27 protein-coding genes are annotated in these 26,236 nt (G+C 66.9%); 15 read left to right on the plus strand and 12 right to left on the minus strand.

Going from position 1 to position 26,236, the window contains the following annotated elements:
- Positions 1-233: 233 nt before the first annotated feature.
- From GBRO_RS13755 to secA2, 6 genes are all read right to left on the minus strand, one after another.
- A complete protein-coding gene (locus tag GBRO_RS13755) occupies positions 234-737 on the minus strand; it encodes a bifunctional nuclease family protein (protein WP_012834513.1) in 504 nt (167 codons plus the stop codon).
- A gap of 168 nt (positions 738-905) precedes the next feature.
- Complete coding sequence (gene ftsR / locus GBRO_RS13760; protein ID WP_041920525.1) at positions 906-1,592, minus strand: transcriptional regulator FtsR; 687 nt, start codon at positions 1,590-1,592, stop codon at positions 906-908.
- 41 nt (positions 1,593-1,633) lie between these two features.
- Positions 1,634-2,083 carry a glycogen accumulation regulator GarA gene (garA, locus tag GBRO_RS13765; RefSeq protein ID WP_012834515.1) on the minus strand — a complete coding sequence of 150 codons (450 nt, stop codon included), beginning with the start codon at positions 2,081-2,083 and terminating at the stop codon, positions 1,634-1,636.
- A 239-nt stretch (positions 2,084-2,322) separates the two neighbouring features.
- Positions 2,323-2,727, minus strand: a complete 405-nt coding sequence (gene gcvH, locus GBRO_RS13770; protein WP_012834516.1) for a glycine cleavage system protein GcvH — start codon at positions 2,725-2,727, stop codon at positions 2,323-2,325.
- Positions 2,724-3,431: a CDP-alcohol phosphatidyltransferase family protein gene (locus tag GBRO_RS13775; RefSeq protein ID WP_052298276.1), complete on the minus strand. Its 708-nt coding sequence runs from the start codon at positions 3,429-3,431 to the stop codon at positions 2,724-2,726. Before GBRO_RS13775 ends, gcvH begins: the two co-directional genes overlap by 4 nt.
- Before the next feature lie 20 nt (positions 3,432-3,451).
- The gene (gene secA2 / locus GBRO_RS13780; RefSeq protein WP_012834518.1) at positions 3,452-5,914 is read right to left on the minus strand and encodes an accessory Sec system translocase SecA2; all 2,463 of its coding nucleotides are present in this window, start codon (positions 5,912-5,914) and stop codon (positions 3,452-3,454) included.
- Between the two features lie 231 nt (positions 5,915-6,145).
- On the opposite strand from secA2, the gene GBRO_RS13785 reads away from it, so the two are divergent.
- Together GBRO_RS13785 and GBRO_RS13790 are read left to right on the plus strand one after the other, a co-directional pair.
- A complete protein-coding gene (locus tag GBRO_RS13785; protein ID WP_012834519.1) occupies positions 6,146-7,735 on the plus strand; it encodes a YgaP family membrane protein in 1,590 nt (529 codons plus the stop codon).
- A 72-nt stretch (positions 7,736-7,807) separates the two neighbouring features.
- The gene (locus tag GBRO_RS13790; RefSeq protein WP_012832474.1) at positions 7,808-9,070 is read left to right on the plus strand and encodes an ISL3 family transposase; all 1,263 of its coding nucleotides are present in this window, start codon (positions 7,808-7,810) and stop codon (positions 9,068-9,070) included.
- Between the two features lie 87 nt (positions 9,071-9,157).
- On the opposite strand, the gene GBRO_RS13795 is transcribed toward GBRO_RS13790, so the two are convergent.
- A complete protein-coding gene (locus tag GBRO_RS13795; protein WP_012834520.1) occupies positions 9,158-10,366 on the minus strand; it encodes a hypothetical protein in 1,209 nt (402 codons plus the stop codon).
- Positions 10,367-10,505: 139 nt separating this feature from the next.
- On the opposite strand from GBRO_RS13795, the gene GBRO_RS13800 reads away from it, so the two are divergent.
- The 7 genes from GBRO_RS13800 (at position 10,506) to poxB (ending at position 15,801) form a co-directional block, all read left to right on the plus strand.
- Complete coding sequence (locus GBRO_RS13800; protein ID WP_012834521.1) at positions 10,506-10,964, plus strand: META domain-containing protein; 459 nt, start codon at positions 10,506-10,508, stop codon at positions 10,962-10,964.
- Positions 10,961-11,950: a malate dehydrogenase gene (locus GBRO_RS13805; protein ID WP_012834522.1), complete on the plus strand. Its 990-nt coding sequence runs from the start codon at positions 10,961-10,963 to the stop codon at positions 11,948-11,950. Before GBRO_RS13800 ends, GBRO_RS13805 begins: the two co-directional genes overlap by 4 nt.
- A gap of 42 nt (positions 11,951-11,992) precedes the next feature.
- Entirely contained in the window at positions 11,993-12,823 is an 831-nt protein-coding gene (gene ppk2 / locus GBRO_RS13810) for a polyphosphate kinase 2 (RefSeq protein WP_012834523.1), read from the plus strand.
- 28 nt (positions 12,824-12,851) lie between these two features.
- Positions 12,852-13,148 carry a DUF503 domain-containing protein gene (locus GBRO_RS13815; protein WP_012834524.1) on the plus strand — a complete coding sequence of 99 codons (297 nt, stop codon included), beginning with the start codon at positions 12,852-12,854 and terminating at the stop codon, positions 13,146-13,148.
- Complete coding sequence (locus GBRO_RS13820) at positions 13,149-13,487, plus strand: BBE domain-containing protein (RefSeq protein WP_227892897.1); 339 nt, start codon at positions 13,149-13,151, stop codon at positions 13,485-13,487.
- A gap of 53 nt (positions 13,488-13,540) precedes the next feature.
- Entirely contained in the window at positions 13,541-13,930 is a 390-nt protein-coding gene (locus GBRO_RS13825) for a PIN domain-containing protein (protein WP_012834525.1), read from the plus strand.
- A gap of 134 nt (positions 13,931-14,064) precedes the next feature.
- On the plus strand, positions 14,065-15,801 hold the full coding sequence (poxB, locus tag GBRO_RS13830) for a ubiquinone-dependent pyruvate dehydrogenase (protein WP_012834526.1): 1,737 nt from the start codon (positions 14,065-14,067) through the stop codon (positions 15,799-15,801).
- A 13-nt stretch (positions 15,802-15,814) separates the two neighbouring features.
- Here poxB and GBRO_RS13835 read toward each other — a convergent pair whose 3' ends face one another.
- A complete protein-coding gene (locus GBRO_RS13835) occupies positions 15,815-16,630 on the minus strand; it encodes a shikimate 5-dehydrogenase (protein ID WP_012834527.1) in 816 nt (271 codons plus the stop codon).
- A gap of 124 nt (positions 16,631-16,754) precedes the next feature.
- Here GBRO_RS13835 and GBRO_RS13840 point away from each other — a divergent pair, with 124 nt between their 5' ends.
- A complete protein-coding gene (locus GBRO_RS13840; protein WP_012834528.1) occupies positions 16,755-17,159 on the plus strand; it encodes an SRPBCC family protein in 405 nt (134 codons plus the stop codon).
- 119 nt (positions 17,160-17,278) lie between these two features.
- Positions 17,279-18,589, plus strand: a complete 1,311-nt coding sequence (locus GBRO_RS13845; protein ID WP_012834529.1) for a polysaccharide pyruvyl transferase family protein — start codon at positions 17,279-17,281, stop codon at positions 18,587-18,589.
- A gap of 51 nt (positions 18,590-18,640) precedes the next feature.
- On the opposite strand, the gene GBRO_RS13850 is transcribed toward GBRO_RS13845, so the two are convergent.
- From GBRO_RS13850 to GBRO_RS13860, 3 genes are read right to left on the minus strand one after another with little or no spacing between them, the layout of a single operon-like run.
- Positions 18,641-19,657 (minus strand): LLM class flavin-dependent oxidoreductase, encoded by a 1,017-nt coding sequence (locus GBRO_RS13850; RefSeq protein ID WP_012834530.1) that lies wholly within the window; start codon positions 19,655-19,657, stop codon positions 18,641-18,643.
- Positions 19,658-19,681: 24 nt separating this feature from the next.
- Positions 19,682-21,103, minus strand: coding sequence for a glycoside hydrolase family 1 protein (locus tag GBRO_RS13855; protein ID WP_012834531.1), 1,422 nt, complete (start codon positions 21,101-21,103; stop codon positions 19,682-19,684).
- A complete protein-coding gene (locus GBRO_RS13860) occupies positions 21,100-22,143 on the minus strand; it encodes a hypothetical protein (protein WP_115311704.1) in 1,044 nt (347 codons plus the stop codon). Before GBRO_RS13860 ends, GBRO_RS13855 begins: the two co-directional genes overlap by 4 nt.
- A 171-nt stretch (positions 22,144-22,314) precedes the next feature.
- On the opposite strand from GBRO_RS13860, the gene thiD reads away from it, so the two are divergent.
- The 4 genes from thiD (at position 22,315) to GBRO_RS13875 (ending at position 25,754) form a co-directional block, all read left to right on the plus strand.
- A complete protein-coding gene (thiD, locus tag GBRO_RS13865; RefSeq protein WP_041920530.1) occupies positions 22,315-23,127 on the plus strand; it encodes a bifunctional hydroxymethylpyrimidine kinase/phosphomethylpyrimidine kinase in 813 nt (270 codons plus the stop codon).
- Positions 23,128-23,268: 141 nt separating this feature from the next.
- Entirely contained in the window at positions 23,269-23,586 is a 318-nt protein-coding gene (locus GBRO_RS27070; RefSeq protein WP_223374271.1) for a hypothetical protein, read from the plus strand.
- Positions 23,587-23,643: 57 nt separating this feature from the next.
- On the plus strand, positions 23,644-24,294 hold the full coding sequence (locus GBRO_RS13870; RefSeq protein WP_231140568.1) for an alpha/beta hydrolase: 651 nt from the start codon (positions 23,644-23,646) through the stop codon (positions 24,292-24,294).
- Between the two features lie 86 nt (positions 24,295-24,380).
- Positions 24,381-25,754 (plus strand): NADP-dependent succinic semialdehyde dehydrogenase, encoded by a 1,374-nt coding sequence (locus GBRO_RS13875; RefSeq protein WP_012834534.1) that lies wholly within the window; start codon positions 24,381-24,383, stop codon positions 25,752-25,754.
- Here GBRO_RS13875 and GBRO_RS13880 read toward each other — a convergent pair whose 3' ends face one another.
- Positions 25,755-26,177 (minus strand): nitroreductase family deazaflavin-dependent oxidoreductase, encoded by a 423-nt coding sequence (locus GBRO_RS13880; RefSeq protein WP_012834535.1) that lies wholly within the window; start codon positions 26,175-26,177, stop codon positions 25,755-25,757.
- Positions 26,178-26,236 lie beyond the last annotated feature (59 nt).

The following is a 26,236-nucleotide window of genomic DNA, read 5'->3' on the forward strand; positions in this document are numbered from 1 at the left end:
GGCGGCATCGAGCGGCCGATTTCCCTCATCGCCTGTCGGGTTCGGGCGACGTTGCCTCCGACGGTATGTCCAATCCGGGGACCCGATCAATGCGACGCGCCCAAACACTCGACCTCAACTCGAGATCGGCGTGAATGGTGACCCCGCGGTGGCCGTTCCGTGACCTCTCGGGTCGGCCCGCTCCCGTCGGCACTCTGCGTCAGCAATCTGCGGTCCGCACGGACACCGTCGACTCAGGTGCCGCCGCTCGCCTTGAAGTCGTCCGGCGACACGTTGTCGAGGAACTCCTTGAACTTCTCGACCTCGTCGTCGCCGGCCGCCGGGGCCTCCTCGTCGGACTCCTCGTCCGGGATGAGCAGGCCGGCCTCGGCGAGCACTTCTTCGTCGGCGATGATCGGCACCTCGGCGCGCATCGCCACCGCGATGGAATCCGACGGACGCGCCGATACACGCAGGTCTCCGGAGAAGACCATCTCCGCGTAGAAGGTGCCCTCCTGCATGTCGACGATGCGTACCTCGAGCAGGGTCTGGCCGAACTCGTTGATCAGATTGACGATGAGATCGTGGGTCAGCGGGCGGGGAGGCTCGATCCCCTTCTGCCGCAACGCGATCGAGGCAGCCTCACTCTGGCCGATCCAGATCGGGAGGTAACGCTGCCCGTCCACCTCACGCAACAGCAGCACAGGTTGGCTCTGTGGCGGCTCCACCCGGATTCCCACCACTCGCATCTCGCTCATCTCACACCCACCTTCGATGTCGCCCTGGGTCTCACCCCGACAAGCCGGTCCCGCTGCGATCTGGTCCGCCCCCTGCTGCGGTCTCACCTCGCCTCGGTTTTCCTCGACGCTACACCGCTGTCCGCATGCGCGGCGGGCGACTTGAACTCACCCGACGACCGTCGAGGTTCAGTCGAGCGCGCCGCGCACCGCCGCCTTGACCAGCTGCGTGTGCAGGGTCACCGACAGTGCCGCGATCTCGCGCACGAGTTCCTCCGCACGGTCGCGTGCTCCGGTCCCCTTGCCCTTCGCGATCGGGCTGGCGATCTGCGCCACCAGCCCCGCCTCGCGGTCGGCGGAGACCTTGAAGGCCCGCAGGTGCCGGGTCTCGAGGCCATAGCTGGCCAATGCCGCCGCCGCCTCGACCAGCCGGACCGCATCCTCGTCGAAGAAGCCGGCGGGTCCGGCCGACAGCAGTCCGTTGCGCTGCAACTCGGTGACGAACGCCGAGTCCACCCCGGTGCGTTCGATCAACGATTCCCGTGACACCCGGCCACCACGCGACCCGAAGTCAGTGGCCGGGGCCACCGCCCCCCGCGCCGAGGACAGCAACCGGGTGGCTCCCGGCGCCGCACCGCGATCACCGGAGTCGATGGCATCGAGTTGTTCTTTGATCACCTTGAGCGGAAGGTAGCGATCACGCTGCGCGGTGAGCACGAACCGCAGGCGTTCACAGTCGTCCTCACTGAACCGCCGATATCCCGACGGTGCCCGCTCGGGTGTGATCAATCCCTCCGATTCCAGAAATCTGATCTTCGAGATCGTGATGTCCGGAAAGTCGTCGCGCAGCAGCGCCAGGACCGAGCCGATGGACATCGATCCCTCGCCGCGCGGAGCCGAGGATGCCGTCACAGCGCTCAGGAAGCTGCTTCGTCGCGCGGACCGCTGAGGAACACCAGCCGGAACTTCCCGATCTGCACCTCGTCGCCGTTGCTCAGGGCCGCGGTGTCCACCGGCTCCCGGTTCACGTAGGTGCCGTTGAGGCTGCCCACGTCGACCACCTGAAACTCGTTGTCGCCGAGGCGGAACTCTGCATGCCGACGACTGACGGTCACGTCGTCGAGGAAGATGTCGCTGTCCGGGTGCCGACCCGCAGACGTGGTCGGCTGATCCAGCAGGAACCGCGATCCCGCATTGGGACCCCGCTTGACGACAAGTAACGCCGTCCCGGGCGAGAGCCGCTCCACCCCGGTGTCGGCGGGTTCACTCGAGGTTTGCGCATTCGCATCGAGTTCGTTGATGAACTCCTCGCGGAACACCGAGGTGGTCTCCACCGGCGCCTCGAAGTCCTTGTCGTTATCGCTCACCGCTTCTCCTTCGTCATCATCGGTGCCGCCCGATCACCGGCCTGCGCCGCGGGGGCCCGGTTCACTGCACCCTTCGGTTCCGGGGGACCCCAGATCGTCGGTGCCACATCGCGGCCGGCGTGTCCGTGCCCGCCCGCGATCGTCCTGCCGTAACCGTACCGGTCATGCCGATCGCACCGGCAGGCGAGTCGACTCCGGCACCGACGATCATATCCTCACCCCGGCTCCGGCCACGGTGGTTATCCCTCGATGACGGCGCGATATCCCGCCGCATCCAGGATCGCGTCGAGCCGGGCGGTGAGTGTCGCCTTGTCGGCGATCTCGATCTCCACCAGCCAGCCGGCCCCGTACGGGTCGGAATTGACCAGATCCGGTGCGGCCTCGAGCTCCCCGTTCACCGCGGACACGGTGCCGTCGAGCGGCCCGAAGATGTCCGAGACACTCTTCGTCGACTCGACCTCGGCGAACGATTCACCCGATTCCACGGCCGAGCCTTCTTCGGGCAACTGGACGAAAACCACGTCGCCGAGCGCATCCTGGGCGAAATCCGTGATGCCGACCCGGACCACGGTCGGTCCGACCTGACGGACCCATTCGTGTTCGGCGGTGTAGCGGAGTTCGTCTGGCACGTTGCTGTCGGTCACGGTGTGCGCCTTTCTTCGTCGGAGGTGAAACCGGTGTCGCGCCGTACCGGCGGCTCATCCGCCGGGTACGACGATCGTGCCGTGGCGGACACCGGCGGCATCCGACGCAGCACCAGAACTGTCTGATACCAGTACAAGGCGAACGACCAGAGGTACAGCGCGACACCCCAGATCATGAACGCCCAGCCGATCGGATAGCAGATCGTGCCCACCACCGAATCGAGTTGTCCGGCAAGGATCCAGGGGAAGGCGCTCATCAGCGCGAAGGTCGCGGCCTTGCCGATGTAGAGCACCGGTAGGGCCAGGATGCCCCGACGGCGCAGCAACGGGGCCGACGCGAACAGCAGCACGTCACGGGCGATGATCACCGCGATCAGCCACCACGGCAAGAACTCCCGGATACCGAAAGCGAGCGGGATGATGACGATGTAGAGCCGGTCTGCAGCCGGATCGAGCAGTGCACCGATCCGCGACGACTGATTGAGCAGCCGGGCGAGTTTGCCGTCCGCCCAATCGGAGAAGCCCGAGAACATCAGCACCGCAAAGGCCCATCCATCGGCCTTCTGCACCAGCAGCAGCCACACGAACACCGGGATCAGCACCAGCCGCAGCACACTCAGCGCGTTCGGCACCGTGACGTACCTGTCAGGCGCGTCAACGCTCGACTCCCCCGCGTCCCGGTCCGGTGACGTGGCGTCGCGCACCGGTCAGCCCCCCGCCGAGGTCACCGGAAGATTCCGATGACGCCCTGCAGGGTCTTCGCGCCGCCCGAGGCGAACAGATTGTCGTGCACCATGTAGGTCCACGTCGTCGTCGAGCGATGCAGATCGGCAGTTCCCAGGTCGACGCCGTCGGCAGTGATCTGCGCTTCGCGGAAGGTCTTGCGGGCGCTGGTCACCGCTTGCGCGGGCAGATCGGTGAACTCGGCGAGGATCAGACGGTGGAATTCGTCGAGCGGACTCTCCTTGCCGATGGCCCGGAGATGGATGCTCGCACGCACATCGGAGACAAAGGCAAGGTGATCGGCCCACGCCCGGTCGAGGTGATAGAGCATGATCTCGCGGGCCGCCTGCACCAGGACCTCCCGGTCCACGGGTTCGACAGGGGCGGTTGACTTCTCGTCGGCCCCGTCGTCGTCGGCCCCGCCATCGCCGCCGTCGTCGGTCTTCTCGACGGAGGTCGTCGCGTCGTCGGCCTTCTCGTCGTCGGCTTTTTTGTCGTCGGCCTTCGCTTCGTCGGACTTCGCTTCGTCCGCCTTCTCGCCGAGCAACTCGGCATACCGATCCGGCTCGAGCTCCGCGAGTTCTTCCAGCGCGGTCTCGGTGGTCAGGACGGCCATCCGCCGCTCGACCACGATTTCCCGCTGCTGATTCACGAGCTTGTTGTATCGCCATGTGTTGGCATGCAATTCGAGCATGACGCCTTCGGCGACCCGCTGGGCCTGCTCGATGAGGTCGATACCCTTGCTTCCCATCGAGCCATCGTCGTTGGGCGACACCGGATCACGCTTGAACGCGAGGTTCTTGGTGACCACCGGGTCCTCGAGGCTGGAGAAGAACACGGACATGCCGGGATCACCCTGTCGGCCGGCGCGTCCGCGCAACTGCAGGTCGAGCCGTTCGGTGTCGTGACGTCCGGTACCGATCACGCACAGGCCGCCGAGTTCGACGATCTCCTCGCGCGCCTCCTCGTCGTCATGTGAACCGCCGAGCCGGATGTCGGTGCCACGGCCGGCCATCTGGGTGGACACGGTCACCGCGTTCTTGGTGCCCGCCTCGGCGATTATTTTGGCTTCCTCGGCGTCGTTCTTCGCGTTGAGGACCACCGAGGTGACCCCGGCCTTGTCCAGGAAGTACGCCAGCTCTTCGGATTCGGCGACGTCGTGGGTACCGATGAGGATCGGCTGCCCGGTCTCGTGGATCTCCTTGACGTACTCCACGATGGCCTCGACCTTGTTGGCCTTGGTGTCATAGACCCGGTCCGGGAGGTCGGTGCGGATGTTCTCGGTGTTCGGCGGGATCTGCGAGATGCGCAGCTCGTAGAACTGGCGGAACTGCTCACCGGCGGCGATCGCGGTACCGGTCATGCCGCACACCTTGGGGTAGCGGCCGATCAACGCCTGCACGGTGATCGTGTCGATGACCTCGCCGTCACCGGTCTGAGCCAGTCCCTCCTTGATCTCGACCGCGGCCTGCACGCCGTCGGGCCAGCGCTGCAGCTGTGCGACCCGCCCGCGCGAGGCGTTGATCAGGTGTACCCCGCCGTCACGGACGATGTAGTGCACATCGCGTTCCAGCAGGTAATGGGCATGCATGGCGATGTTCACGTGGACGAGAGTGCTGCCCACGTGTTCCTCGTCGTAGAGGTTGATGCCGCCGAGTTCGGCCTCGACGAACTCGGCGCCCTCGTCGGTGAGGGTCACGTTGCGTCCGTCGGAATCGATCTCGTAGTGCTTGTTCTTCAGCCGCCCGACAACATCGTGGATCGCCTCATCGGGTACGTCGGCCTCGGTCGAGCCGGCCAGGACCAACGGAACCAGCGCCTCGTCGACCAATACCGAGTCCGCCTCGTCGATGATGGCGACATCGGGCTTCGGCGAGACGAGATCGTCCTCGCGCAGCGCCAGCTGATCACGCAGCACGTCGAAGCCGATCTCGTTCACCGACCCGTAGGTGATGTCACCGGCATAGGCGGCTTTGCGTTCCTCGCGGGTCGAGTTCTCCGAGATGGAGTGCACGGTCATCCCGAACATCTCGAACAGCGGTTTCATCCAGTCGGCGTCTCGGGCGGCGAGGTAGTCGTTCACCGAGATGATGTGCACCTGGTGCCCGTCGAGGACGTAACCGATCGCGGCGATCGCTCCTGCTAACGTCTTGCCCTCACCGGTGGCCATCTCGATGATGTCGCCCTCGAGGAGACGCAGCGCGCCCTGGAGTTGGACGTCGAAGGGACGCAGACCGATGGAGCGATCAGCGGCCTCTCTGGTCAGCGCCAGGAACTTCGCACGATCGCCGTCGTGGGTGGCGATGTCGAGCTTCTCGACCTCGCGCAGGAAGTCCTCGTCGTCGAGGTCGGCTGCCCAGTCCGTGTGCTTGTCGGCATCCTTGATCACGCCCAGCGACTTGGACTGGTTACGTGTCGACTGCGACCCGAGCAGTCGCCACATGCTGTTGGTCAGCTTTCCCACCGAACACTTCTCCTGATCAATCGTCGGCCATCACGGCCCATCGGCGACCCGTGGCCGCGATGAGAACATCGTCAACGGTACGCGGCCCGCCCGTGCGACATGTCACTGGTCAGCGCTCACGTCGCTGGTCACCGGTCGGCGGCGACATTACAATTCCTGCTGCATCGTCCGGCCGTGGATCGACGAATCGACGACGAACCCCGCGCCCCCGGCACCGTCAGGGAGGCTTCGATGAATGGGCTCGCTGTCAACCGCACACGGCTGCGCATCCTGCGAGCCGTCCTCGGTGGACTGCTGATCGCCGTCGGGATCGGTCTCGGCGCCTTCAACGCCTGGTGGGTGGCGCTGTTCTTCGGTGTGCCGCTGGTGTTCACCGGCATCGCGATCGGTCCACGTCCCTCGCGGATCTCCGAACTCGACATCTTCCGCCGGGGCACCGACCGCGCTTCCGTCCCGATCCGGGTCGAGGCGCTGACGCGGAGCAGTCTCGACACCGACGACCTCCAGCCGACGCTGGTGACCGCGACGGTCACCCCGCCCGACGACACCGAGTACGAGGCCCGCTGGATCACCGCGATGTCGCGCGGCCACGTCCAGGCGCTGACCACCCAACCGTTCACGACGCTGCCGCCCGACCTGCTGCCCGCCCGCACCTCCGGTGACGACGTCCCGGAGTTCGACGACCACCCCGGACGCTGGGCGATCATCTATCCGGCCGTGACCGTCGTCGCGCTCGTCGCGCTGCTGTTCGGCGTCGGCCAGGCCTGGCACATCGGCGTGACGATGCCGTCGATCAGCAAGACGCTCGATCTCACCGACGACGAGAACCCCGACTACAGCACCAAGCTGCGCGCCGCGTTGAGCACGATCACCGATCGATTCGGACCGGTCGGCGCCGACAACATCCTCAGCATCCGACTCGACGAGAACGCCGGCTCCGACTACGCCACCGTGTTCGACCCGAACACCGGCGAAACGACCAACATCTGGATCGACACAGCTCGGACGTCGCCCACCACCGATTCGCGCCGCAAGGCCAGCACATTCACCGCCGCCGATCTGGCTCGCACCGACCTCACCGCGATCGTGAACACGATGACCGCACAGGTCACCCGATTCGGGGGAGACAGCGAGATCGAGGACGTCAACATCGAGCGTCCCCGTGGCTCCGATGACGGCCGTGCTCCCCTCCTGGTCAGCGCGTCGTTCGACGGCAACACCACGATCGGGTCGAGCGGCGTCACCATGCAGGCCCGCCCCGATGGCACTGTGGCCGAATTCTTCGACCCGAATGACTTCGCGCGTTCCTTCGACCTCACGCGAGCCGCGATGGTCGGCGAAGGGTTGCCCCTCGACATGCCCGTACTCACGCAGTTCAAGATCCGCTCCTTCGCACCCAACACGCCCTACGTCGGGAGTGCCTTCAACGGCGGTGGGGTCCGGATCGAGTACCGGATGCCGGGCCGGTACGGAAACCTCGAGATTCAGCCAGGCAGATTCCCCGAGCTCACGGACTATCGCGGACGGGGCACGGCCGACGGCTTCACCTTTGCTGAGGTTTCGCTCGCCACCTTCGAATCGGTGCGACGACAGGCGATCTCGCGTGGGAACGTTCCGCCCTACGACCAGGACGCAGTCGACATCGAGGTGTCCGATCCGCCGTTTTTCGACGCGGAGGACGCCCGCACCGCGGGTGCTCGAGCATCTCAGTGGGCGATCAGCATCGCGATCGCCGATGTAAAGGCCGCCGAAGGGATCTATTCCACGACGGGCACATTTCTGGCTCTCCTGACGCATCCGTGGGTGGTTGAGCGCGCCTGAAACGTGAGCACGCCGTTCCCTGTCTAGGTTTCTGAGCTGTCTAGGACCAGGAACCAGTGAGCGGAGAACGGCGTGCAGAACGCCACCTTATGGCGAGCCCTGTTGGGGGTCGAGAAGACAGTCGTGGAGGACATCGAGTTCGACGAGGACGAGCAGACTCTGGTGGCCTGCGTTCGGCCCACGCGACGTGCGGGAGCTCGCTGCGGACGATGTCAGCGACGGTCTCCTTGGTACGACCGTGGCGAGGGACGTCGTCGGTGGCGGGCGCTGGACCTGGGCACCATCCAGGTCCATCTCGAGGCCGACGCACCGCGGGTCAACTGCCGCGAGCACGGGCCCACGGTCCGCGCGGTGCCCTGGGCCCGGCATGGCGCCGGACACACCACCGGGTTCGATGAGCAGGTCGCCTGGCTGGCCACCCAGTGCTCCAAGAGCGCGGTCACCGAGTTGATGCGGATCGCCTGGCGCACCGTGGGGGCGATCATCACCCGGGTCTGGGCCGACGTCGAGAAGCTGCATGACCGGTTCGCCGACCTACGCCGGATCGGGATCGATGAGATCTCCTACAAGCGCGGCCACCGCTACCTGACCGTGGTCGTCGACCACGACACCGGTCGGCTGGTCTGGGCCGCCCCCGGCCGGGACAAGGCCACCCTCGAGGGCTTCTTCGACGCCCTCGGTGAGGAGCGGTGCAGCCAGATCACCCACGTCTCCGCCGACGGTGCGGACTGGATCAGCACTGTGGTCGCCGACCACTGCCCCCACGCGGTCCGCTGCGCCGACCCCTTCCACGTCGTCCGGTGGGCCACCGACGCCCTCGACGAGGTCCGCCGAGCTGCCTGGAACCAGGCCCGCGGAGCGGCCACCCAGCGCCGTGCCGGCCGCGCATCGGGACACGCGAAGGCGTTGAAGCATGCCCGCTACGCGCTGTGGAAGAACCCCGAGAACCTCACGGTCAGGCAGCAGGCCAAGCTGGCCTGGGTCGCCAAGACCGACCCGCGGCTGCACCGTGCCTACCTGCTCAAAGAAGGCCTGCGACTGGTCTTCCAGCTGCCCCACGCCGAGGCCGCGGAGGCGCTCGAGGTCTGGATCCGGTGGGCGCGGCGCTGCCGGATTCCCGCCTTCGTGGAGCTGCAGCGTCGCATCGTCAAACACCAGGCCTCGATCCTCGCAGCGATCGAGCACGGTCTGTCCAACGGTCGCATCGAGTCGGTCAACACCAAGATCCGGCTGATCACCCGCGTTGCCTTCGGATTCAGGTCTCCCGAGGCTCTCATCGCCTTGGCCATGCTCAACCTCGGCGGCCACCGACCAGTCCTCCCCGGCCGGTCATGACCCACGGATCGGTCAGGAGAGCCACATTTCTGCACGACGAAGTGTTCTGACCGACGGGTCCCCGGTCCGGCGGCACCTGGCCCGCGATCAGGAACCGCCCGCCTCGATCGCGCGACGCGTCGCCGCCTTCAGTTCCGCGACAGCCGCTTGGGGTGGATGCAGTCCGCCGCGCTCGGTCATCGACGTGACGATGTCGTGAACCCGTCCGAAGTAGGTCGCCTGCTCGGCCGGGGTGACGCTACCGGCGGCATGCCGGTAGAGCTTGAGCGCAGTGTCGAGGTCGTCCTGGTCACCCGGTTCGAGATAGCCGACGCCGACCTTCTTGCCGTGTGCTTCGCAGGCGATCCAGGCGCGCCGCAACCTGGCGACTGCCTGCTGGTAGGCATCGGCTCGCGATCTGGTGCCCGGGTAGGTGTCGGTGCGCAGTGCCATCGCCTCGTCGAGCGCCATGTGGAACGTCTGGGTGGACTCGACGGTCACGTCGGTGATCGCGGGGTAGCGCAACACCATGGCCGGGTCCAGCTCATAGGCGGCGTACTCGCCCAGGATCGTGTCGTGGCGGCGGGTGGCCTCCTCCCACAGCCGCTGCGCCGCGTCATCGGTGCCGGCGTCGGCGATTCGCGGGCCGGCAGGAGGCGCCGGGGTCTCGGCGTCCCCGTCCTCGGTGACGACCGTCTTGGCTGCTGCCGCCATCGTCCCAGTTGCCTTCGTCCCTGCGGTCTTCGTCTCTGCCGCAGCGGCTTTCGCCTTCGCCGCGGGCTTTGTCTTCGGCGTGGTGCGCTCCGGCGCCGCTCGTCGCAGATGGTCGATGACCTCGGCGGCGGCCGGGTCCGAGTCGACCACCGCGATCTTCCAGTTCTCCCGGTCGCCGGACTGCGCCCCGGCGTGCGGCACCGGATCGAAGCCGAGAGTCAGGTACTTGCGCCCGCGGACCCGTAGGTCCCGGACATCGCCGTGCGGCGCGGTCGTCGTGTCGGCCGGCCCGCTCAACGACACCGACGAGAGCGTGGCGAGGGGGTAGCTCACGAGGTTGCGGTCCTCGTCGCCCAGATAAACCGAGTCAGAGTCGACGGCCAGCAGAACGGCGCCGCGTTCGCCCAATCGGCCGACGGCGGCCGACGCCAACGACACTGCGACGAGCCCCGCCGCGACGCCGGCTGTGACCATGCCCGACACACCGGCGATGTTGAGGACCACCAGCGCGATCAGACCGAGCACCATGGCCACCCAGGCCGTGGTCGCGGCCCGATGATGCCCGGCGGTCAGGTACTCGGTGCGACACGTCACCGACACCATGGGTCACCTCCGGTCGGGCACCCGATCGCCTCGAATCGGCTACCGTGGTGGCGTGAATTCCTCTGGGTCGAATTCCTCTGCGGTGTCGCCGCATGACCATTCCGGCGGTGACGTCCGACGCATCAGTTTACGTGTCGGGATGTGCTCGGGTGGCCGCTCGCCGATCCGGGCGCGGATCGGCCGCGCACTGGCACTGACATTCATCGGTCTGCTGGTCACCGCAGCGAGCCTGCTCACGCTACCCGGGAGTGCGAGCGCGGCCCCGAACCCGTTGCTGGGCAAGCACTATTCGTCGACCGCGGTCACCGGACCACAGATCCCCGGCGGCGGACCCCTCGTCGTCGACTTCCCGTCGGCCGGGCGCATCGCGCTCTCCGCTGGATGCAACCGGCACATCGGACCGGTCACGATCGACGGGTCGACCATGCGGGTGGGTCCGTTGATGTCGACGCGAATGGCGTGCGCCGGCCCCCGCGCCGGCGCCGATCAATGGCTCGAGGATCTGACCCGGACACCACTCAACTGGTACTCGGTGGGCCAGGCACTCATCGTGACCGGCAAATCGAATCAGATATTGCTCGTCCAAGGAGCCGCATGAGTACCTCCCCCGCCGTCGTGACCGTCACCGGAGCGGCCGGGAGCATCGGATACGCCGCGCTGTTCCGCGTCGCGGCCGGTGCCATGCTCGGCCACCACCAGCCGGTGGCGCTGCGCCTGCTCGAGCTGCCGCAGACCATCGCTGCCACCGAGGGCACCGCAATGGAACTCGAGGACGGCGCGTTCCCGTTGCTGACATCCATCGACATCACCGACGACCCGCACCGCGCCTTCGACGGCGCCAACTACGGACTGCTCATCGGCGCGAAGCCACGCAGCAAGGGCATGGAACGTGCCGATCTTCTCGCAGCCAACTCCGACATCTTCGCCAAGCAGGGTGCGGTCATCAACGAGGTTGCCGCACAGGATATCCGGGTCATCGTCGTCGGTAATCCGGCGAACACGAACGCCGCCGTGGCGGCCGCCAACGCGCCGGACGTACCCGCCGAACGATTCACCGCGCTGACCCGGCTGGACCACAACCGCGCACTCGCGCAACTGGCCCGTCACACCGGCACCCCGGTCGCCGAGATCACCCGGATCTCCGTGTGGGGCAACCACTCCGCGAGTCAGTACCCCGACATCTTCCACGCCCGCGTGGGCAACCGCTCCGGCGCGGAGTTCGCCGAGGACCGCGACTGGCTGGTCAACGATTTCATCCCGACCGTCGCCAAGCGCGGCACCGCGATCATCGAGGCCCGCGGGGCCTCCTCGGCGGCGTCGGCCGCCAACGGCGCCATCGACCATGTCCACGACTGGGTGCTCGGCTCTCCGGCGGACGACTGGACCTCGGCGGCACTTCCATCGCCGGGGATCTACGGCGTACCCGAAGGTCTGGTGTGCTCCTTCCCGGTGCGGGCCGTCGGCGGACGGTGGCAGATCGTCGAAGGGCTCGACATCAACGAGTTCTCGCGGCAGCGGATCGACGCATCGGTGGCCGAGTTGCAGGCCGAACTCGACGCGGTGTCCGCCCTGTCCGATCGCTGATCATCCCACCGCCGCACAGCGGCGGGCCGTAAGCTCTCCTGCATGGCGAAGAAGGGCAAGTCCAAGCAGCCGAAGATCTCCAACAAGATCTACGAGGCCGAGCTGTTCCGGCTGCAGACCGAACTGGTCAAGATGCAGGAATGGGTGCGCGAGACCGGAACCCGCGTGGTCGTCGTCTTCGAGGGCCGCGACGCTGCCGGCAAGGGTGGCACCATCAAGCGCATCACCGAGTACCTGAGTCCTCGGATCGCTCGCGTGGCAGCACTACCGGCACCCACGGATCGTGAACGCGGACAATGGTATTACCAGCGCTACGTCGCGCATCTGCCGGCGCCGGGTGAGATCGTCCTCTTCGACCGATCCTGGTACAACCGTGCCGGAGTGGAGAAGGTGATGGGGTTCTGCACCCCGGAGGAACACACCCGGTTCCTGCGGCAGACACCGATTTTCGAGCAGATGCTGATCGACGACGGAATCCTGCTGCGTAAGTACTGGTTCTCGGTGTCCGACGAGGAACAGCTCCGCCGGTTCCGATCGCGGATGTCCGACCCGGTGCGGCAGTGGAAGCTCAGTCCGATGGACCTGGAGTCGGTGTTCCGCTGGGAGGACTACTCGCGGGCCAAGGACGAGATGATGGTGCACACCGACACCGCGATGAGTCCGTGGTACGTCGTCGAATCCGACGTCAAGAAGCATGCGCGCCTCAACATGATCTCCCATCTGCTGTCCACCATCGACTACCACGAGGTACCCCGACCGGAGGTGAGTCTGCCCAAGCATCCGATCGAGAGCGGCAACTACCATCGGCCACCGCGTTCGTTGTCGAAGTACGTACCCGATCACGTCGCCGAGTTACTCGGCGGTGACCACTGATCCGGTGGCGTCCGACGACCAGGAGCGGATGTGGATCGGCTTCGGCGAGTTCGACTATCTGCTCGGAGACGTCCACTCCCTCAAGCAGAAGCGTTCCGTGGTCCGCCCGATCGTCGCCGAGATCCGGCGGCGGTTCGAGGTCACGGTCGCCGAGGTCGGCCATCGCGAGGTGCACCGGCGCACGATGATCGGCGTCGGACTGGTCGCCGCGGATCGGGCCCACGTGGTCGAGGTTCTCGACGCCGTCGAACGCTGGGCCGCAGCGCGCCCGGAGGTGGAACTTCTCTCGGTGCGCCGCCGGGTGGTCAACGCCGCCGACATCTGAGTGGCCCGTACCGCGATGCCGGCCGGCCGGTCACTCGGCGATGACACCCGCCGCGACCGCGGCGGCGCGATAGGCCGCCGCCAGGAGTTCCTCGTCGAACTCGGTGCCGTGGTGCCCGACCCGCATGTGGGTCTGGCGATCGAATCCGCCCTGCGGCTGGCCCGGCGCGATCTCGAGCCATACGTGACCGGCGCCGCTTACCTGAACTTCACCGAGATGGAAGAGCGTTCGGCCCGTTCGGCGTCGGCCTTCAGCGACGATCACCGGCGCCGGCTCGCCGCCTTGAAGGCGAAGCTCGATCCGCGCAACCGGTTCTGCCACGGGGTGGTGCTGTCCTGACCGACGCGGCGGGGCACTTGTGCGAGCTCAGGCGCACCGGGCACGATGGGGTGATGGCGACTTCGCGAACCCCGCAACCGACGACATTGGTGGTCGACGCCGCCAATGTCGTCGGTTCGGTGCCCGACGGCTGGTGGCGCGACCGACGCGGCGCGGCGCTGCGCCTCCGCGACCGACTCGCACCCCTGACGGTGACCGGACTGGCCGGGGTACCCGGACCGCTCGACGTGGTGCTGGTGGTCGAGGGACAGGCGCGCGGTGTCGAGTCGAGTGCCGACGTGCGGGTGGTCACCGCGCCCGGCTCCGGAGACGACACAATCGTCGACGTCGTTGCCGGACAACATGATCGGCAGGTCGTGGTGGTGACGGCCGATCGTGAACTGCAGCGCCGCGTGCGCGCTGTGGGAGCGCGCACCGTCGGGCCCTCGTCGATTCCGCGTTGATCGTTCGACACGCGCTCGACGGTCGCACACTCCCGGGCGCCCGGCTCCTACCATGGAATACGGGCTGGAGACGGACCGGTCGGATCGGGGATGTGCAAGCAGATCGACACCACCAACGTCTGGAGGACACGAGCATGGCCACCACCGTCGCAGAGATCATCGTCGAACGACTGAAGGACGCCGGGGTCGCCCGCGTCTACGGCATCCCCGGGGACTCCCTCAACGGCTTCACCGACGCCCTGCGCGTCGACGGGTCCATCCGATGGCAACACGTCCGTCACGAAGAGGGCGCCGCCTTCGCGGCGACCGCCGAGGCGTCCCTCACCGGCGAGATGGCGGTATGTGCGGGAAGTTGCGGTCCCGGCAATCTGCATCTGATCAACGGGCTCTTCGACGCGCACCGCAGCCGGGTCCCGGTGCTCGCGATCGCCGCGCACATCCCCGCCCCGGAGATCGGGAGCGGGTACTTCCAGGAAACCCATCCCGAACAGCTGTTCCGCGAGTGCAGTTCGTTCTGCGAGATGGTCAGCACACCCGAACAGATGCCGCGACTGCTCGACGTCGCGATGCGCACCGCCGTCGAAGAGCGCGGGGTGGCCGTTCTGGTGATCCCCGGCGAGACCTTCCTGGCCAAATGCTCCTCGCGACGCGCCGGTGCGCCAATTCGCGCGGTCGACCGGGTGGTGCGGCCCACCGATGCCGAACTCCGACGGGTCGCCGCCACCCTCAACGCGTCGGAGAAGGTGACGATCCTGGCCGGCGCCGGCACCGAAGGTGCACATGACGAGGTCGTCGAGCTGGCCAAGGCGTTGCAGGCCCCGGTGGTCCATGCCCTACGTGGAAAGGAGTTCGTCGAATACGACAATCCCTACGACGTGGGGATGACCGGTTTGCTCGGCTTTTCGTCGGGCTATCGGGCGATCGAGAAATGCGACACCCTGCTCCTGTTGGGCACCGATTTCCCCTACCAGCAGTTCTATCCGTCCAAGGCGACCATCATCCAGCTCGACATCCGCGGCGAACAGATCGGCCGGCGCTGTCCGGTCGACATCCCGCTGGTCGGCAGCGTGCGCGACACCATCCCACCGCTACTGGCGCTGATCGACCGCAATCGCGATGTGTCGCACCTGGTCTCGTCTCGGGATCACTACGCCAAAGCCCGCGCGCGGCTCGATGACCTGGCCGTCAACGATCGCAACCGCGCGCCCATCCATCCGCAGTATCTGGCCCGGCTCATCAGCGACAAGGCGACCGACGACGCAGTGTTCATCCCCGACGTCGGCTCACCGGTCGTGTGGGCGGCCCGCTATCTGCGGATGACCGAATCACGCAGGCTCATCGGCTCTTTCACACACGGCTCGATGGCCAACGCGGTCTCGCAGGCGGTGGGTGCGCAATCGGCTTTCCCCGGTCGCCAGGTGATCGCGCTCGCCGGCGACGGCGGACTGGCCATGCTGCTCGGCGAACTGCTCACCATCACGCAGAACGCGCTGCCGGTCAAGATCGTCGTGTTCAACAACTCCTCGCTCAACTTCGTCGAGGTGGAGATGAAGGCGGCCGGCTTCGTGAACTTCGGAACCGACCTGATCAACCCCGACTTCGCGGCGCTGGCCCAGGCAGTCGGCATCCTCGGGCGCCGCGTCGAAGAACCCGATCGGCTCGAGCAGGCGGTCGGCGAGATTCTCGCGCATGACGGTCCGGCACTCCTCGACGTGGTGACCGCCCGGCAGGAACTGTCGATCCCGCCCACCATCACCGCCGCTCAGGCCAAGGGCTTCACCCTCTACGCGCTGCGCACCGTCATGTCGGGCCGCGGCGACGAACTCGTGGACCTCGCCGACACCAACCTGTTCCGGCGCCTGTTCGACTGATGGGACTGGCGAGTCAGACCTCGCGGGAGAACGCAGACGCACGCGCCACCTGGTCGGCGGTGATCTCGACGCCGGTGTAGCGCTCGAACTGGCGGGCGGCCTGCAACGCGATCACCTCGGCGCCGGTGATCACCGGTGTGCCCGCACCCCGCGCGGCAATGATGAAAGGGGTCTCGGCCGGGAACGCCACCACGTCGAAGGCGGCGCGCGCGGCGGCGATCTGCTCCGCCGAGAACGACAGCGCCGCCTCGTCGGCTCCGGCCATCCCGATGGGGGTCACGTTCACCAGGATGACGTCCGCGGGCGCCGGTTCGGCCACGGTGTGCTCGTACCCGTACTTCGCAGCCAGTTCGGATCCGGCCTCCTGGTTGCGGGCGAGCACGGTGAGCGTATCGAAACCCGCCCCGCGGAACGCCGCGACCACCGCTTTGGCCATTCCTCCCGAACCGCGCACGACGACCGGAACGGACGGATCCAGGGAGTGCTCGGCGATCAGCTGTGCCACCGCCTCGTAGTCGGTGTTCGAGGCGACCAGCCGGCCGTCGTCGTTGACGATGGTGTTGACCGACTCGATGGCCGATGCCGACTCCTCGAGTTCGTCGACGAGCGGGATCACCGCCTCCTTGAACGGCATCGACACCGATGTGCCGCGGATACCGAGCGCCCGAACGCCACGAATCGCGCCTTCGATGTCGTCGGTGCCGAACGCCTTGTAGATGCAGTTCAGCCCGAGTTCGTCATAGAGATAGTTGTGGAATCGGGTACCGATATTCGACGGTCGGCCCGACAACGAGATACACAGGGTCATGTCCTTGTTGAGAATGGGCACGTCGACTCCGTCTCCGTTCGATGCCACTGGGTTCGAGGCCTCTGGGTTCGATGCCTCCTGGGTCCGATGCCCCTGGGCGAGGCTCGGCGCGGCCAACGATACGCGACCGTGAAAGGCACAGCGCATGATCAGCAGACACATCTCGGTCGTCATCCCCGGCGTCGAGGCCACCGAGGTCTATCGCTTCGCCGCCGACCCCGACAATCTGCCGCGCTGGGCGGCGGGGCTCGCCAGCGGTGTACGCCGCGTCGGTGACGAGCTGATCGCCGACTCGCCGATGGGCGCGGTCACGGTGCGCTTTGCCGAGCCCAACCCGTTCGGGGTCCTCGACCATCAGGTCAGGCTGCCCGACGGCAGCGTCGTCGACAATCCGGTGCGGGTGCTCGCGCATCCGGAGGGGTCGGAGGTGCTGTTCACCGTGCGGCAGGGTGACGCTTCCGACGATGCGTTCGACGCCGATTGCGCCGCGGTGCTGGCCGATCTGAATCGGCTCCGGACACTGGTCATGCCGGCTGCCCCATCGCGGTGACCCACCCTCGTCCGCGCGGCCACGCTGACCCCCGCCCGACCGGCCACGCTGACCCACCCCCGACCGCCCGTGATGACCCAGCGGTGCGCGCGAGGTCCCGCGCACCGTAATCTCAGCGCATGTCGATCCCCGAACTCGCGTGGCGGGCCGGCGGTGCCGCCGCACGCCGGGCCACCGATTCTTCTCTGGCACGGTCGCTCGGTATCGGTGAGGTCATCTATCTCGTCGCGCCGACCGGTTATCCCAACTACGGCGACGAACTCATCGCTCGCACGTGGCTGCGATACCTGGCACGCGTACGTCCACGCACCACCGTGGTGCTCGACAGCCACTCGCCCGGACAGGCCTCCCTGCTACTGCGCGACGCGCATCCGAAAGTCATCTTCACCAACACGCTCTGGCAACTCACCGAATTCGCCGCAAATGCGCCGGCGAGCGACGACGAGCACAAGCCGGACCCCACGCGGCCGTGGGAGTGGGTGGCCCGGACGGCCGCCGATCCGGGCCGGGCGCCACGCCTGAGCGAGGGCATCGAGATCCTCAATCGGGCGTCGACGATCCATCTGCTCGGCGGCGGATATGTGAACAGTGTGTGGCCGCACCATGTTTCACCTGTCAGCGCGATCGCGGCGGTGGCCCGCCAGACCGGCGCCGCCGCGGTGGCGAGCGGCCAGGGACTCATCCCGCGACTCGACGAGCCGGGCTGGACCGCACTGCTCGACGCGGCCCGGGACTTCACCGTCTTCGACGTCCGCGATACCGCCTCCGCCGATGCCCTGGCCGGGGCACCCGGTGTCGGGGCAAGCGCCTCGGGCGACGACGCCTGGTTGGCGTTGCATCGGCCGGTCTCGGAGCTCTACCGCCGGATCGGGACACGTAGCCCCGGCCGCGGCGTGGTGCTCTGCCTGCAATCGGATCTGACCGACCAGTTCCGCGGGCCGGCCTCCACCGGTGTCGAGGCGCTCACCGACTTCGTCCGATCCACGCTCGACGCCTGGGACGTCCCGGGTTCCGATGTGACTGTCGTCGAAGGCATTCCCGGACACGATTACGAGGTTCCCCACCGGCTGGGTTCGCGTCTCGACGGTGCGGCCGTCATCCCGTTCCGGGAACTGTGGCGCCACGGATTGCCGGCCGGAAAGGCGAACACCTGGATCACCACCCGATTCCATCCGCACCTGATGGCCGCTGCCGCAGGCGATTCGGGAATCGCTATCGTTCCGATGCCGGTGTACTACTCCACCAAGCACCGCTCGCTGCTCGATGCCGGGTCGGCGTGGACCCTCGTAGAAGGTGGCGACACCATTCCGGACCGGCCGGCCGCGGGCGGGTTCTCCCCCACCGCCCGCCGTCGCGCCATCGACGCCAAACTGGCTCTGGCACAACGCGTGTACCCCGACACCCGCCTGCGGTCGTTGCGGCGGGGCTGACATCGTCGCGTCGGGCCCGATCCCGACGGATGCGGGCATGCCAGTGACCCGTCACCGAGGCCATCCCAGCGCCGGGCCCAGTCGCTCCGCGATGTCGGTGACGATCTGGATGTAGTCGGATTCGTCGAAGCTGAACGGAAGCGCGAACGCCACCTCGCCGGCCCGCTGAAAGCCGGTATGCGCGTACAGCCGCTCGGCGAGCTGATCGGAGGGACCCACATAGTCGGGCGAGAAGAGCATGCCCCGCGGCCCCTGCGGGGTGCGTGTGCGGGCCAGTCTGGACTCGGCGTAGGCCTCGTACTTGCGGACCTGCTCGGGGGTCGCGCGATCGGTGGGGATCACCACCAACCCCTGGGACACCCGCGCTCGCGTCGGATCCGGGTGGTGGGCCAGATATTCGTCGATGTGCTCACCCTGGATCGTCGCGAAGTCCCGCGACTCGGTGCCTTCGATGGTCACCACCGACGACGTCAGATAGTTGATCCCCTGCTGTCCCGCCCATCGTGCCGAACTCCGGCCCCCGCCGTACCAGACACGGCCGGCCAGCCCGGGCGAATGTGGCTGGACCCGCCGCGAGAAGGACTCGATTCCGACGGTGCCCTCGAAGGAACTGACCGGGACACCCCGCAGGTGGTCCAGCAGACGCGCCACCCTGTCCTTGGAGAAGTTCTCGACGTCGTGGGTCTCGGGGTACAGAGCGAGCTTGAAATCGTCGTAGCGCATCGGAACGCCCACCGAGACACCCGGATTGAGGCGCCCATCGCTCAGCACGTCGACGGTCGCGAGGTCCTCGGCGAGACGCAACGGATTCTCCAGCCCGAGCGGGATGACGGCGGTGCCGAGCTCGATGCGGCTGGTCCGGACGGCGGCCGCAGCCAGAACCGCGACCGGCGAGGAGATCCCGAACTGCAGATGACGATGACGTACCCAGACCGAGTCGAAGCCGAGATCCTCGGCGCGTTCGATCATGCGCAGAGTTTCCAGATGGCCGTCCCGCGGATGGTCTTCGGAGAATCGGCCGATGGTCAGGAAGCCGAGTTTGTGGAGCGGTTCACCGCGGCGTGGCATACCCGTAGTGTCGCACCGCAGGCGTCAGGACCGCAGGCTTGCTCCGTTGGTCGCGATGACGCCGGCATACCAGTGGAACGACTTCTTGCGGGTACGCCGCAGCGTTCCGGTGCCGTCGTCGTTTCGGTCGACGTGAATGAAACCGTAGCGCTTGGACATCTGCGCGGTGGAGGCGCTGACCAGATCGATGGGTCCCCAGGAGCAGTAGCCCAGAACGTGCACCCCGTCGGCGATCGCCTCACCGACCTCGACGAGGTGATCGCGCAGATACTCGATCCGGTAGTCGTCGAGCACGGTGGGGCCGCCGGGACCCTCGACCACCTCATCATGTGCGCCGAGGCCGTTCTCCACGATGAACAGCGGTTTGTTCCAGCGGTCCCAGAACTGGTTGAGGACGATGCGCAGACCGGTGGGATCGACCTGCCAACCCCAGGCCGAGGAGGCCAGGTACGGGTTGGGCACACCACCCATCAGGTTTGCCTCCCGGGCTGTTCGACGGGTCTCGTCGGCGGTCTCGCACACGCTCATGTAGTAGCTGAACGACACGAAGTCGACGGTGTTCGCGGCCAGCAGCTCTCGGTCGTCGTCGGTGATGTGCAGTCGAATCCCGTTGTCCCGGAAGTACCTTTCCGCATAGCCGGGATAACGTCCGCGCACATGGACGTCGGAGAACATGAGGTTGGCGTGGTCGGTGTGCAGCGCTGCCTCGACGTCGGCCGGGGCGGGTGTCAACGGATAGACCGGAACCCCGAGCACCATGCAGCCGACCCGGATGTCCGGATCGGTCTCATGCGCGATGCGGGTGGCCAGCGCGCTCGCCACGAGTTCGTGGTGGATCGCTTGGTAGAGGTCGCTCGGCGACAGCTTTTCGGGTGCGGTGTTGATACCGCCGGACAGGAACGGAGCGTGCAGCACCGAATTGATCTCGTTGAACGTCAACCAGTATCGGACGCGGTGGCCGTAGCGGGCGAACAGCACACGCACATACCGCTCGAAGAGTCCGATGACCTCGCGCGAGACCCAGCCGTCATAGCGCTCGGCGATCGCCAGGGGTGTCTCGTAGTGGGAGATGGTCACCAGTGGGGTGATGCCGTGTCGCTCGAGTTCGTCGAGTACCCGATCGTAGAAGGCAAGGCCGGCCTCGTTCGGTTCGGCGTCGTCGCCGTTGGGGAAGATGCGGCTCCACGCGATGGAGAACCGGAACACCGTGAAACCCATCTCGGCGAACAGCGCGATGTCCTGGGCGTAGCGGTGATAGAAGTCGATTGCGATCTGCTTGAGGTTGTCCGGAGTCGGTGTGGCGGTGCGGGGTTCGAGGATGCCGCGGGGCAGGACATCCTGGATCGAGAGCCCTTTGCCGTCCGCGTCGAAGGCTCCCTCGATCTGATTGGCGGCAGTCGCACCGCCCCACAGGAAGCCTGCGGGGAACGTGGTCCAGCCGGTCATCGGAACTGCTTCTCCCTCATCCGTGCGGATCGACGCGTCGGTCGACGATGGTCGAGGACTCCTCCAGCGACAGGGTGCGGCCCGCGAAGCGCCGCTCGGCGCGCCGCTGCATCACCGGCAAGAGGGTTCACGAAGAAGCCGTTGCCGATGTCAAGCACCAGATTGTTGCCGTCGGCGTCAGCGAGCGCGATGCCCTGCGGATACTCCCCCGGCGTCTGTTCGGGCAGATCGTTGCGGCTCGCCACCACCACCCCGTCGGCGACAGCGAGCGCGTCGTCGCCGAAGATCCGGTAGCTCGCCGGGTTCTTCGGGTCACCGACGAAGATGCGGCCCTGGTCGTCGGCCTGCTCCCAGTCCACCGCGTATCGCTGCGCCAGATATGGCGAACCGTTCACCGGCAGCACCGCATGCGTGTGCCGCATGGCGTCGCAACAGGCGTCGGCCGCAAGGTAATTCGCGCCGGACAGGGGCGGAGCCAATACCGGCACATCACCGCTACCCACCCTCGCCTGCGCAAGTGTCTCGGTCATCCGATTCGAGCCGGGCGGCGCGGCCTGGGCCACGACGTCGAGTTCGTGGACGAGCGTGGTGGGCACCTGCGCGCCCGCACTGATGACGATGTGCACGAACACGATGCCGTTCTGCCCGCCGCGCAGGATGTTCGAATACCCTTCGGGCGCACCCGGTGCCGAGCCACCTTCCGGACCTCCCACCGGTTTGGTCCGGGCGGCCAGGCCGCCGGAAGAGAGTTCGAGGACGGGCGTTCTCGACGAGGCGTCGAGAACGCGCAGACCGCCGAGTGTGACCGGTGCGGCGGTGAAGTTGGTCAATGCGATCTCGTACACCAGATGCCGGCGCCCGTCCGAACCCACAAACGGAGTGGGTGCGAACATCACCTCCCCGACGACCGGGGTGAACACGGGTTCCGGCGGGACCGACACTCGCGCATCCGACGCCGAGGTTCCCGTCGCCTCATCGTCTGACGATCCACAGGCGGCGAGGCCGACGGTCAACAACACCGCCGCGAACAGCACGCTCACAACGCGACGGTAAGCGGATACGGGGCCGACGTGCCACATGATCGTCTCGATTCACTGGGTGCATGCAGTGGCCCGACCGACCGATGATAGGCCCGGCAATCCGGAGTGCGGGGCTGATCCGGCCAGATACCGATGCTGGTGTCCGAAGACACCCAACGTACCCTCGGTGACGTGGTTGATTTCGCATACGTCATCGCCGGTTCCGAGGCCACCGGGGGCGCCGGTCTGCAGGCAGACCTGAAAACCTTCCAGGAACTCGGTGTCTACGGGGTCGGCACCATCACGTGCATCGTGTCCTTTGATCCCCAGCACGGGTGGACGCACCGCTTCGTCCCGATCGAGCCGACGGTGATCGCCGACCAGATCGAGGCGGCCACCGCCACCCACGACCTCGATGTCGTGAAGGTCGGCATGCTGGGTACCCCGGACACCATCGACGTGGTCGCTGATGCGCTGGCGGCCCGCAGCTGGCGGCACGTGGTCCTCGACCCGGTTCTCATCTGCAAGGGCCAGGAGCCGGGCGCGGCCCTCGACACCGACACCGCGCTGCGGGAGAAGGTCCTGCCGCTCGCAACCGTCGTAACGCCCAATCTCTTCGAGACGAAGACGCTGGCCGGTGTCGACGAGATCACCACCGTCGATCAGCTCGCCGACGCCGCCCGCCGGATCGCCGATCTCGGTCCGCGGTACGTGATCGCCAAGGGCGGGGTGGATCTCCCCGGTGACGACGCCGTGGACGTGTTGTTCGACGGCGACGAGGTGACGGTCCTGCGTGCCCCCAAGGTGGGGACCGAACGCGTCTCCGGCGCCGGATGCACGCTGGCCGCCGCGATCACCGCCGAACTCGCCAAGGGGGTGGTTGTCGCCGATGCGGTTGCCTTCGCCAAGGACTTCACCACCGCCGCCATCGCCGGACGCGTCGCGGCGCACACCCCCTTCGACACGGTCTGGCAGGGCGCCTACGTCGATCAGCTCGATCCCTGAGAACGTGCGGTCCGGCCGGGTCGGACGCCTGCCGGATCGGACGCCGGATTCGGCCGATTCCACCGCTGCCGGTGCCGCTCGTTGCGATAATCGATCCGTGGTCGACCCCGCTCTCCTCGAGAACCCACCGGCTCAGTGGATGTGACAGCCCCCGTCGTCATCGACGGGTTGAGCTATGTCGCGCACGACGACCCCGCCATGCCCATGTATCGGGTGATAGCCAATAACCGGCAGCCCGTGGCCCTGCGTGACCTGATGATCGCGCCGGTACGCAGCGGTTACATCGGCGACGGGCATCAACCCGATCCCTCGCTGGTGCCCGCGTCCGGTGCGACGGCGGTGCCCGACGTGCAGGTGACAACGGTGTACATCCCCGTCCGGGACGGGGTCGCCCGCTGCGAGCTGTACCGTCCGGCGGGGATCGACCCCGACGAATTGCTACCCGTGGTGGTCTACTAACACGGTGGCGGATTCACGGTCGGCTCGTCCGACGACTGCGACTTCCTGACCCGCAAGATCGCCCATCTCAATCGTGCACTGGTGATCTCGGCGAATTACCGGTCGGCTCCGGAGTTTCCGTTCCCGGTACCGCTCGACGATGCCTACGACGTTCTGCGCTGGGTGTTCGACAACGCCTCGCGGGTCGGCGGCGATGCCCACTTCGTGGCGGTGGCCGGCGATTCGGCCGGGTCGAACTTCGCCGCAGCATTGCCGTTGCGCTGCAAGGATGATGGCGTGCGTCGGCCCGATGCGGTGGTCCTGCTCGGGGCGATGGTCGACTTTCGTTTCGAGCGCTGGCCGTCGTTCGTCGAACAGGCCCCGCGCGGCATCGTCTACGACACCGCCTTCACCGGTTTCATCCGCGGCGCGTATCTGCCGACGACACCGTGGGATCACCCCTACGCGAGTCCCATCGACGGTGATCTCGCCGGTTATCCGCCGACCGTGATAGCCACCGGCACCCACGATCCCATCATCGACTCGGCGCGAGCCTTTGCCGACCGACTCGACCAGGCCGGTACATCCGTGACGTCGTACTTCCCGGCCGGAATGCCGCACGGGTTCTACTTCTTCCCAGCTGTGCACCCGGAGGAGGACGTGGCATACCGGATCGTCGCCGACGCATTGGCACCGTTGATCGGCGCCGCGACGGGCGCAGACGCCTGACCGGCGTCGCTGCCGTCCGAGGCCGCGAGTGGTACTCGTGGAAGAAGGGGTGCGCACCAGCCGACCACGACAGAAGGGGCATGGACATGGCCATCGCCACCATCGATCCGACCACCGGCACGACCATTCGCGAATTCGACTCGCTCACCGAGGACGAGGTCGACGCGGCCCTCGATCGAGCGGCGCGATGTTTCACCGACTACCGCAAGACGACCTTCGAGCAGCGCGCCGGATGGTTACGCGCCACCGCGGATCTGCTCGAGGCCGAGGCCGACACGGTCGCGGCCATGATGACTCAGGAGATGGGCAAGACCCTGGCCGCTGCGAAGGCCGAAACCCTCAAGTGCGCCCGCGCATTTCGGCACTACGCCGAGCACGGTGCCGCGATGCTCGCCGACGAGCCCGCCGATGCCGACGCCGTGGGCGCGAGCAAGGCCTACATGCGATATCAGCCCCTCGGCGTGGTACTTGCGGTGATGCCGTGGAACTTCCCGTTGTGGCAGGCCGTCCGGTTCATCGCACCGGCCCTGATGGCCGGTAACGTCGGTGTCCTCAAACACGCGTCCAACGTCCCGCAGTCCGCGCTCTACATCTCAGATGTGCTGCGCCGTGCGGGATTTCCGGACGGCTGTTTTCAGACCTTGCTCATCGGGTCGTCGATGGTCGAGGCGATCGTGCGCGATCCGCGGGTAGTGGCCGCCACCCTGACCGGCAGCGAGCCGGCGGGCCGCGCGGTGGCCGCTGTGGCCGGTGACGAGGTCAAACACACCGTGCTCGAACTCGGCGGGAGCGACCCGTTCATCGTCATGCCCAGCGCGGATATCGCTGCGGCCGCCAAGACCGCCGTCACCGCCAGGGTGCAGAACAACGGCCAATCCTGCATCGCGGCAAAGCGATTCATCGTTCATACCGACGTGTACGACGAATTCACCGCAGCATTCGTCGACGGATTTCGGGAGCTCGTCGTCGGCGATCCCACAGACGAGGCAACCGATGTCGGCCCGCTGGCCACCGAACAGGGACGTGACGATCTCGAGAAGCTCGTCGACGGCGCAGTCGCCGACGGTGCCACCGTGTTGATCGGCGGCCACCGCATCGACCGGCCCGGATGGTTCTACGAGCCCACCGTAATCGCCGACATCACCCCGGATATGGAGTTGTACTCGGCCGAGGCCTTCGGGCCGGTGGCCGCGCTCTATCGGGTCGATGACATCGACGCCGCGATCACCCTCGCCAACGACTCCACCTTCGGCCTGGGCGGCAATGCGTGGACCACCGACGCCGGCGAACAGGACCGCTTCATCGACGAGATCGAATCCGGGCAGGTGTTCATCAACGGAATGACCACCTCATACCCGGAACTCGGTTTCGGCGGGGTCAAGCGATCCGGTTACGGGCGCGAACTCACCGCTCACGGCATCCGCGAGTTCTGCAACATCAAGACGGTGTGGATCGCCTGATCACTCGAGGACGAAAACCGGGATCTGCCGATCGGTCTTGGTCTGATACTCCCCGTAGGGCGGGAAGGCGGCGACCGCGAGCTCCCACCAGTGCGCCCGCTCGTCCCCGTCGACCTCGCGGGCGGTGAGTTCGACGACGCTATCGCCGTCCTGCACGGTGACCTGCGGGTGAGCCTTCACGTTGTGATACCAGGCTGGATGCTCGGGTGCGCCGCCCTTGGAGGCGACCATGGCGTATTTGCCGTTCTCCTCGACCCGCATCAGCGGTACATAGCGCTTCTTGCCGGATTTCGCGCCGGTCGTCGTGAACAGGACGATCGGACGGTCGAGCACCTGAACGCCGTCGGTGGTGCCCTGTTCCAGGATCTTTGCGGTCTGGTCACGTACCCAGTCGGTCGGGCTCAGTTCTGGTTGATCACTCATGTCGGTAGCCAACACGGCGCAGCGGTGGCGTATTTCCCGACTCGGTGAGAGAGCCGAGA

This window comes from Gordonia bronchialis DSM 43247 (assembly GCF_000024785.1).
Taxonomy (GTDB): Bacteria; Actinomycetota; Actinomycetes; order Mycobacteriales; family Mycobacteriaceae; genus Gordonia; species Gordonia bronchialis.

Excerpts from the sequence above, each read along its gene's own strand:
- GBRO_RS13880 (WP_012834535.1), bottom strand. The coding sequence starts at position 26,177 with ATGAGTGATCAACCAGAACTGAGCCCGACCGACTGGGTACGTGACCAG.
- GBRO_RS13785 (WP_012834519.1), top strand. The coding sequence starts at position 6,146 with ATGAATGGGCTCGCTGTCAACCGCACACGGCTGCGCATCCTGCGAGCC.
- GBRO_RS13825 (WP_012834525.1), top strand. The coding sequence starts at position 13,541 with ATGGCGACTTCGCGAACCCCGCAACCGACGACATTGGTGGTCGACGCC.
- GBRO_RS13795 (WP_012834520.1), bottom strand. The coding sequence starts at position 10,366 with ATGGTGTCGGTGACGTGTCGCACCGAGTACCTGACCGCCGGGCATCAT.
- GBRO_RS13875 (WP_012834534.1), top strand. The coding sequence starts at position 24,381 with ATGGCCATCGCCACCATCGATCCGACCACCGGCACGACCATTCGCGAA.
- ppk2 (WP_012834523.1), top strand. The coding sequence starts at position 11,993 with ATGGCGAAGAAGGGCAAGTCCAAGCAGCCGAAGATCTCCAACAAGATC.
- GBRO_RS13755 (WP_012834513.1), bottom strand. The coding sequence starts at position 737 with ATGAGCGAGATGCGAGTGGTGGGAATCCGGGTGGAGCCGCCACAGAGC.
- poxB (WP_012834526.1), top strand. The coding sequence starts at position 14,065 with ATGGCCACCACCGTCGCAGAGATCATCGTCGAACGACTGAAGGACGCC.
- GBRO_RS13800 (WP_012834521.1), top strand. The coding sequence starts at position 10,506 with ATGTGCTCGGGTGGCCGCTCGCCGATCCGGGCGCGGATCGGCCGCGCA.
- GBRO_RS13840 (WP_012834528.1), top strand. The coding sequence starts at position 16,755 with ATGATCAGCAGACACATCTCGGTCGTCATCCCCGGCGTCGAGGCCACC.
- GBRO_RS13855 (WP_012834531.1), bottom strand. The coding sequence starts at position 21,103 with ATGACCGGCTGGACCACGTTCCCCGCAGGCTTCCTGTGGGGCGGTGCG.
- GBRO_RS13815 (WP_012834524.1), top strand. The coding sequence starts at position 12,852 with ATGTGGATCGGCTTCGGCGAGTTCGACTATCTGCTCGGAGACGTCCAC.
- ftsR (WP_041920525.1), bottom strand. The coding sequence starts at position 1,592 with ATGTCCATCGGCTCGGTCCTGGCGCTGCTGCGCGACGACTTTCCGGAC.
- GBRO_RS13805 (WP_012834522.1), top strand. The coding sequence starts at position 10,961 with ATGAGTACCTCCCCCGCCGTCGTGACCGTCACCGGAGCGGCCGGGAGC.
- GBRO_RS13845 (WP_012834529.1), top strand. The coding sequence starts at position 17,279 with ATGTCGATCCCCGAACTCGCGTGGCGGGCCGGCGGTGCCGCCGCACGC.
- GBRO_RS13850 (WP_012834530.1), bottom strand. The coding sequence starts at position 19,657 with ATGCCACGCCGCGGTGAACCGCTCCACAAACTCGGCTTCCTGACCATC.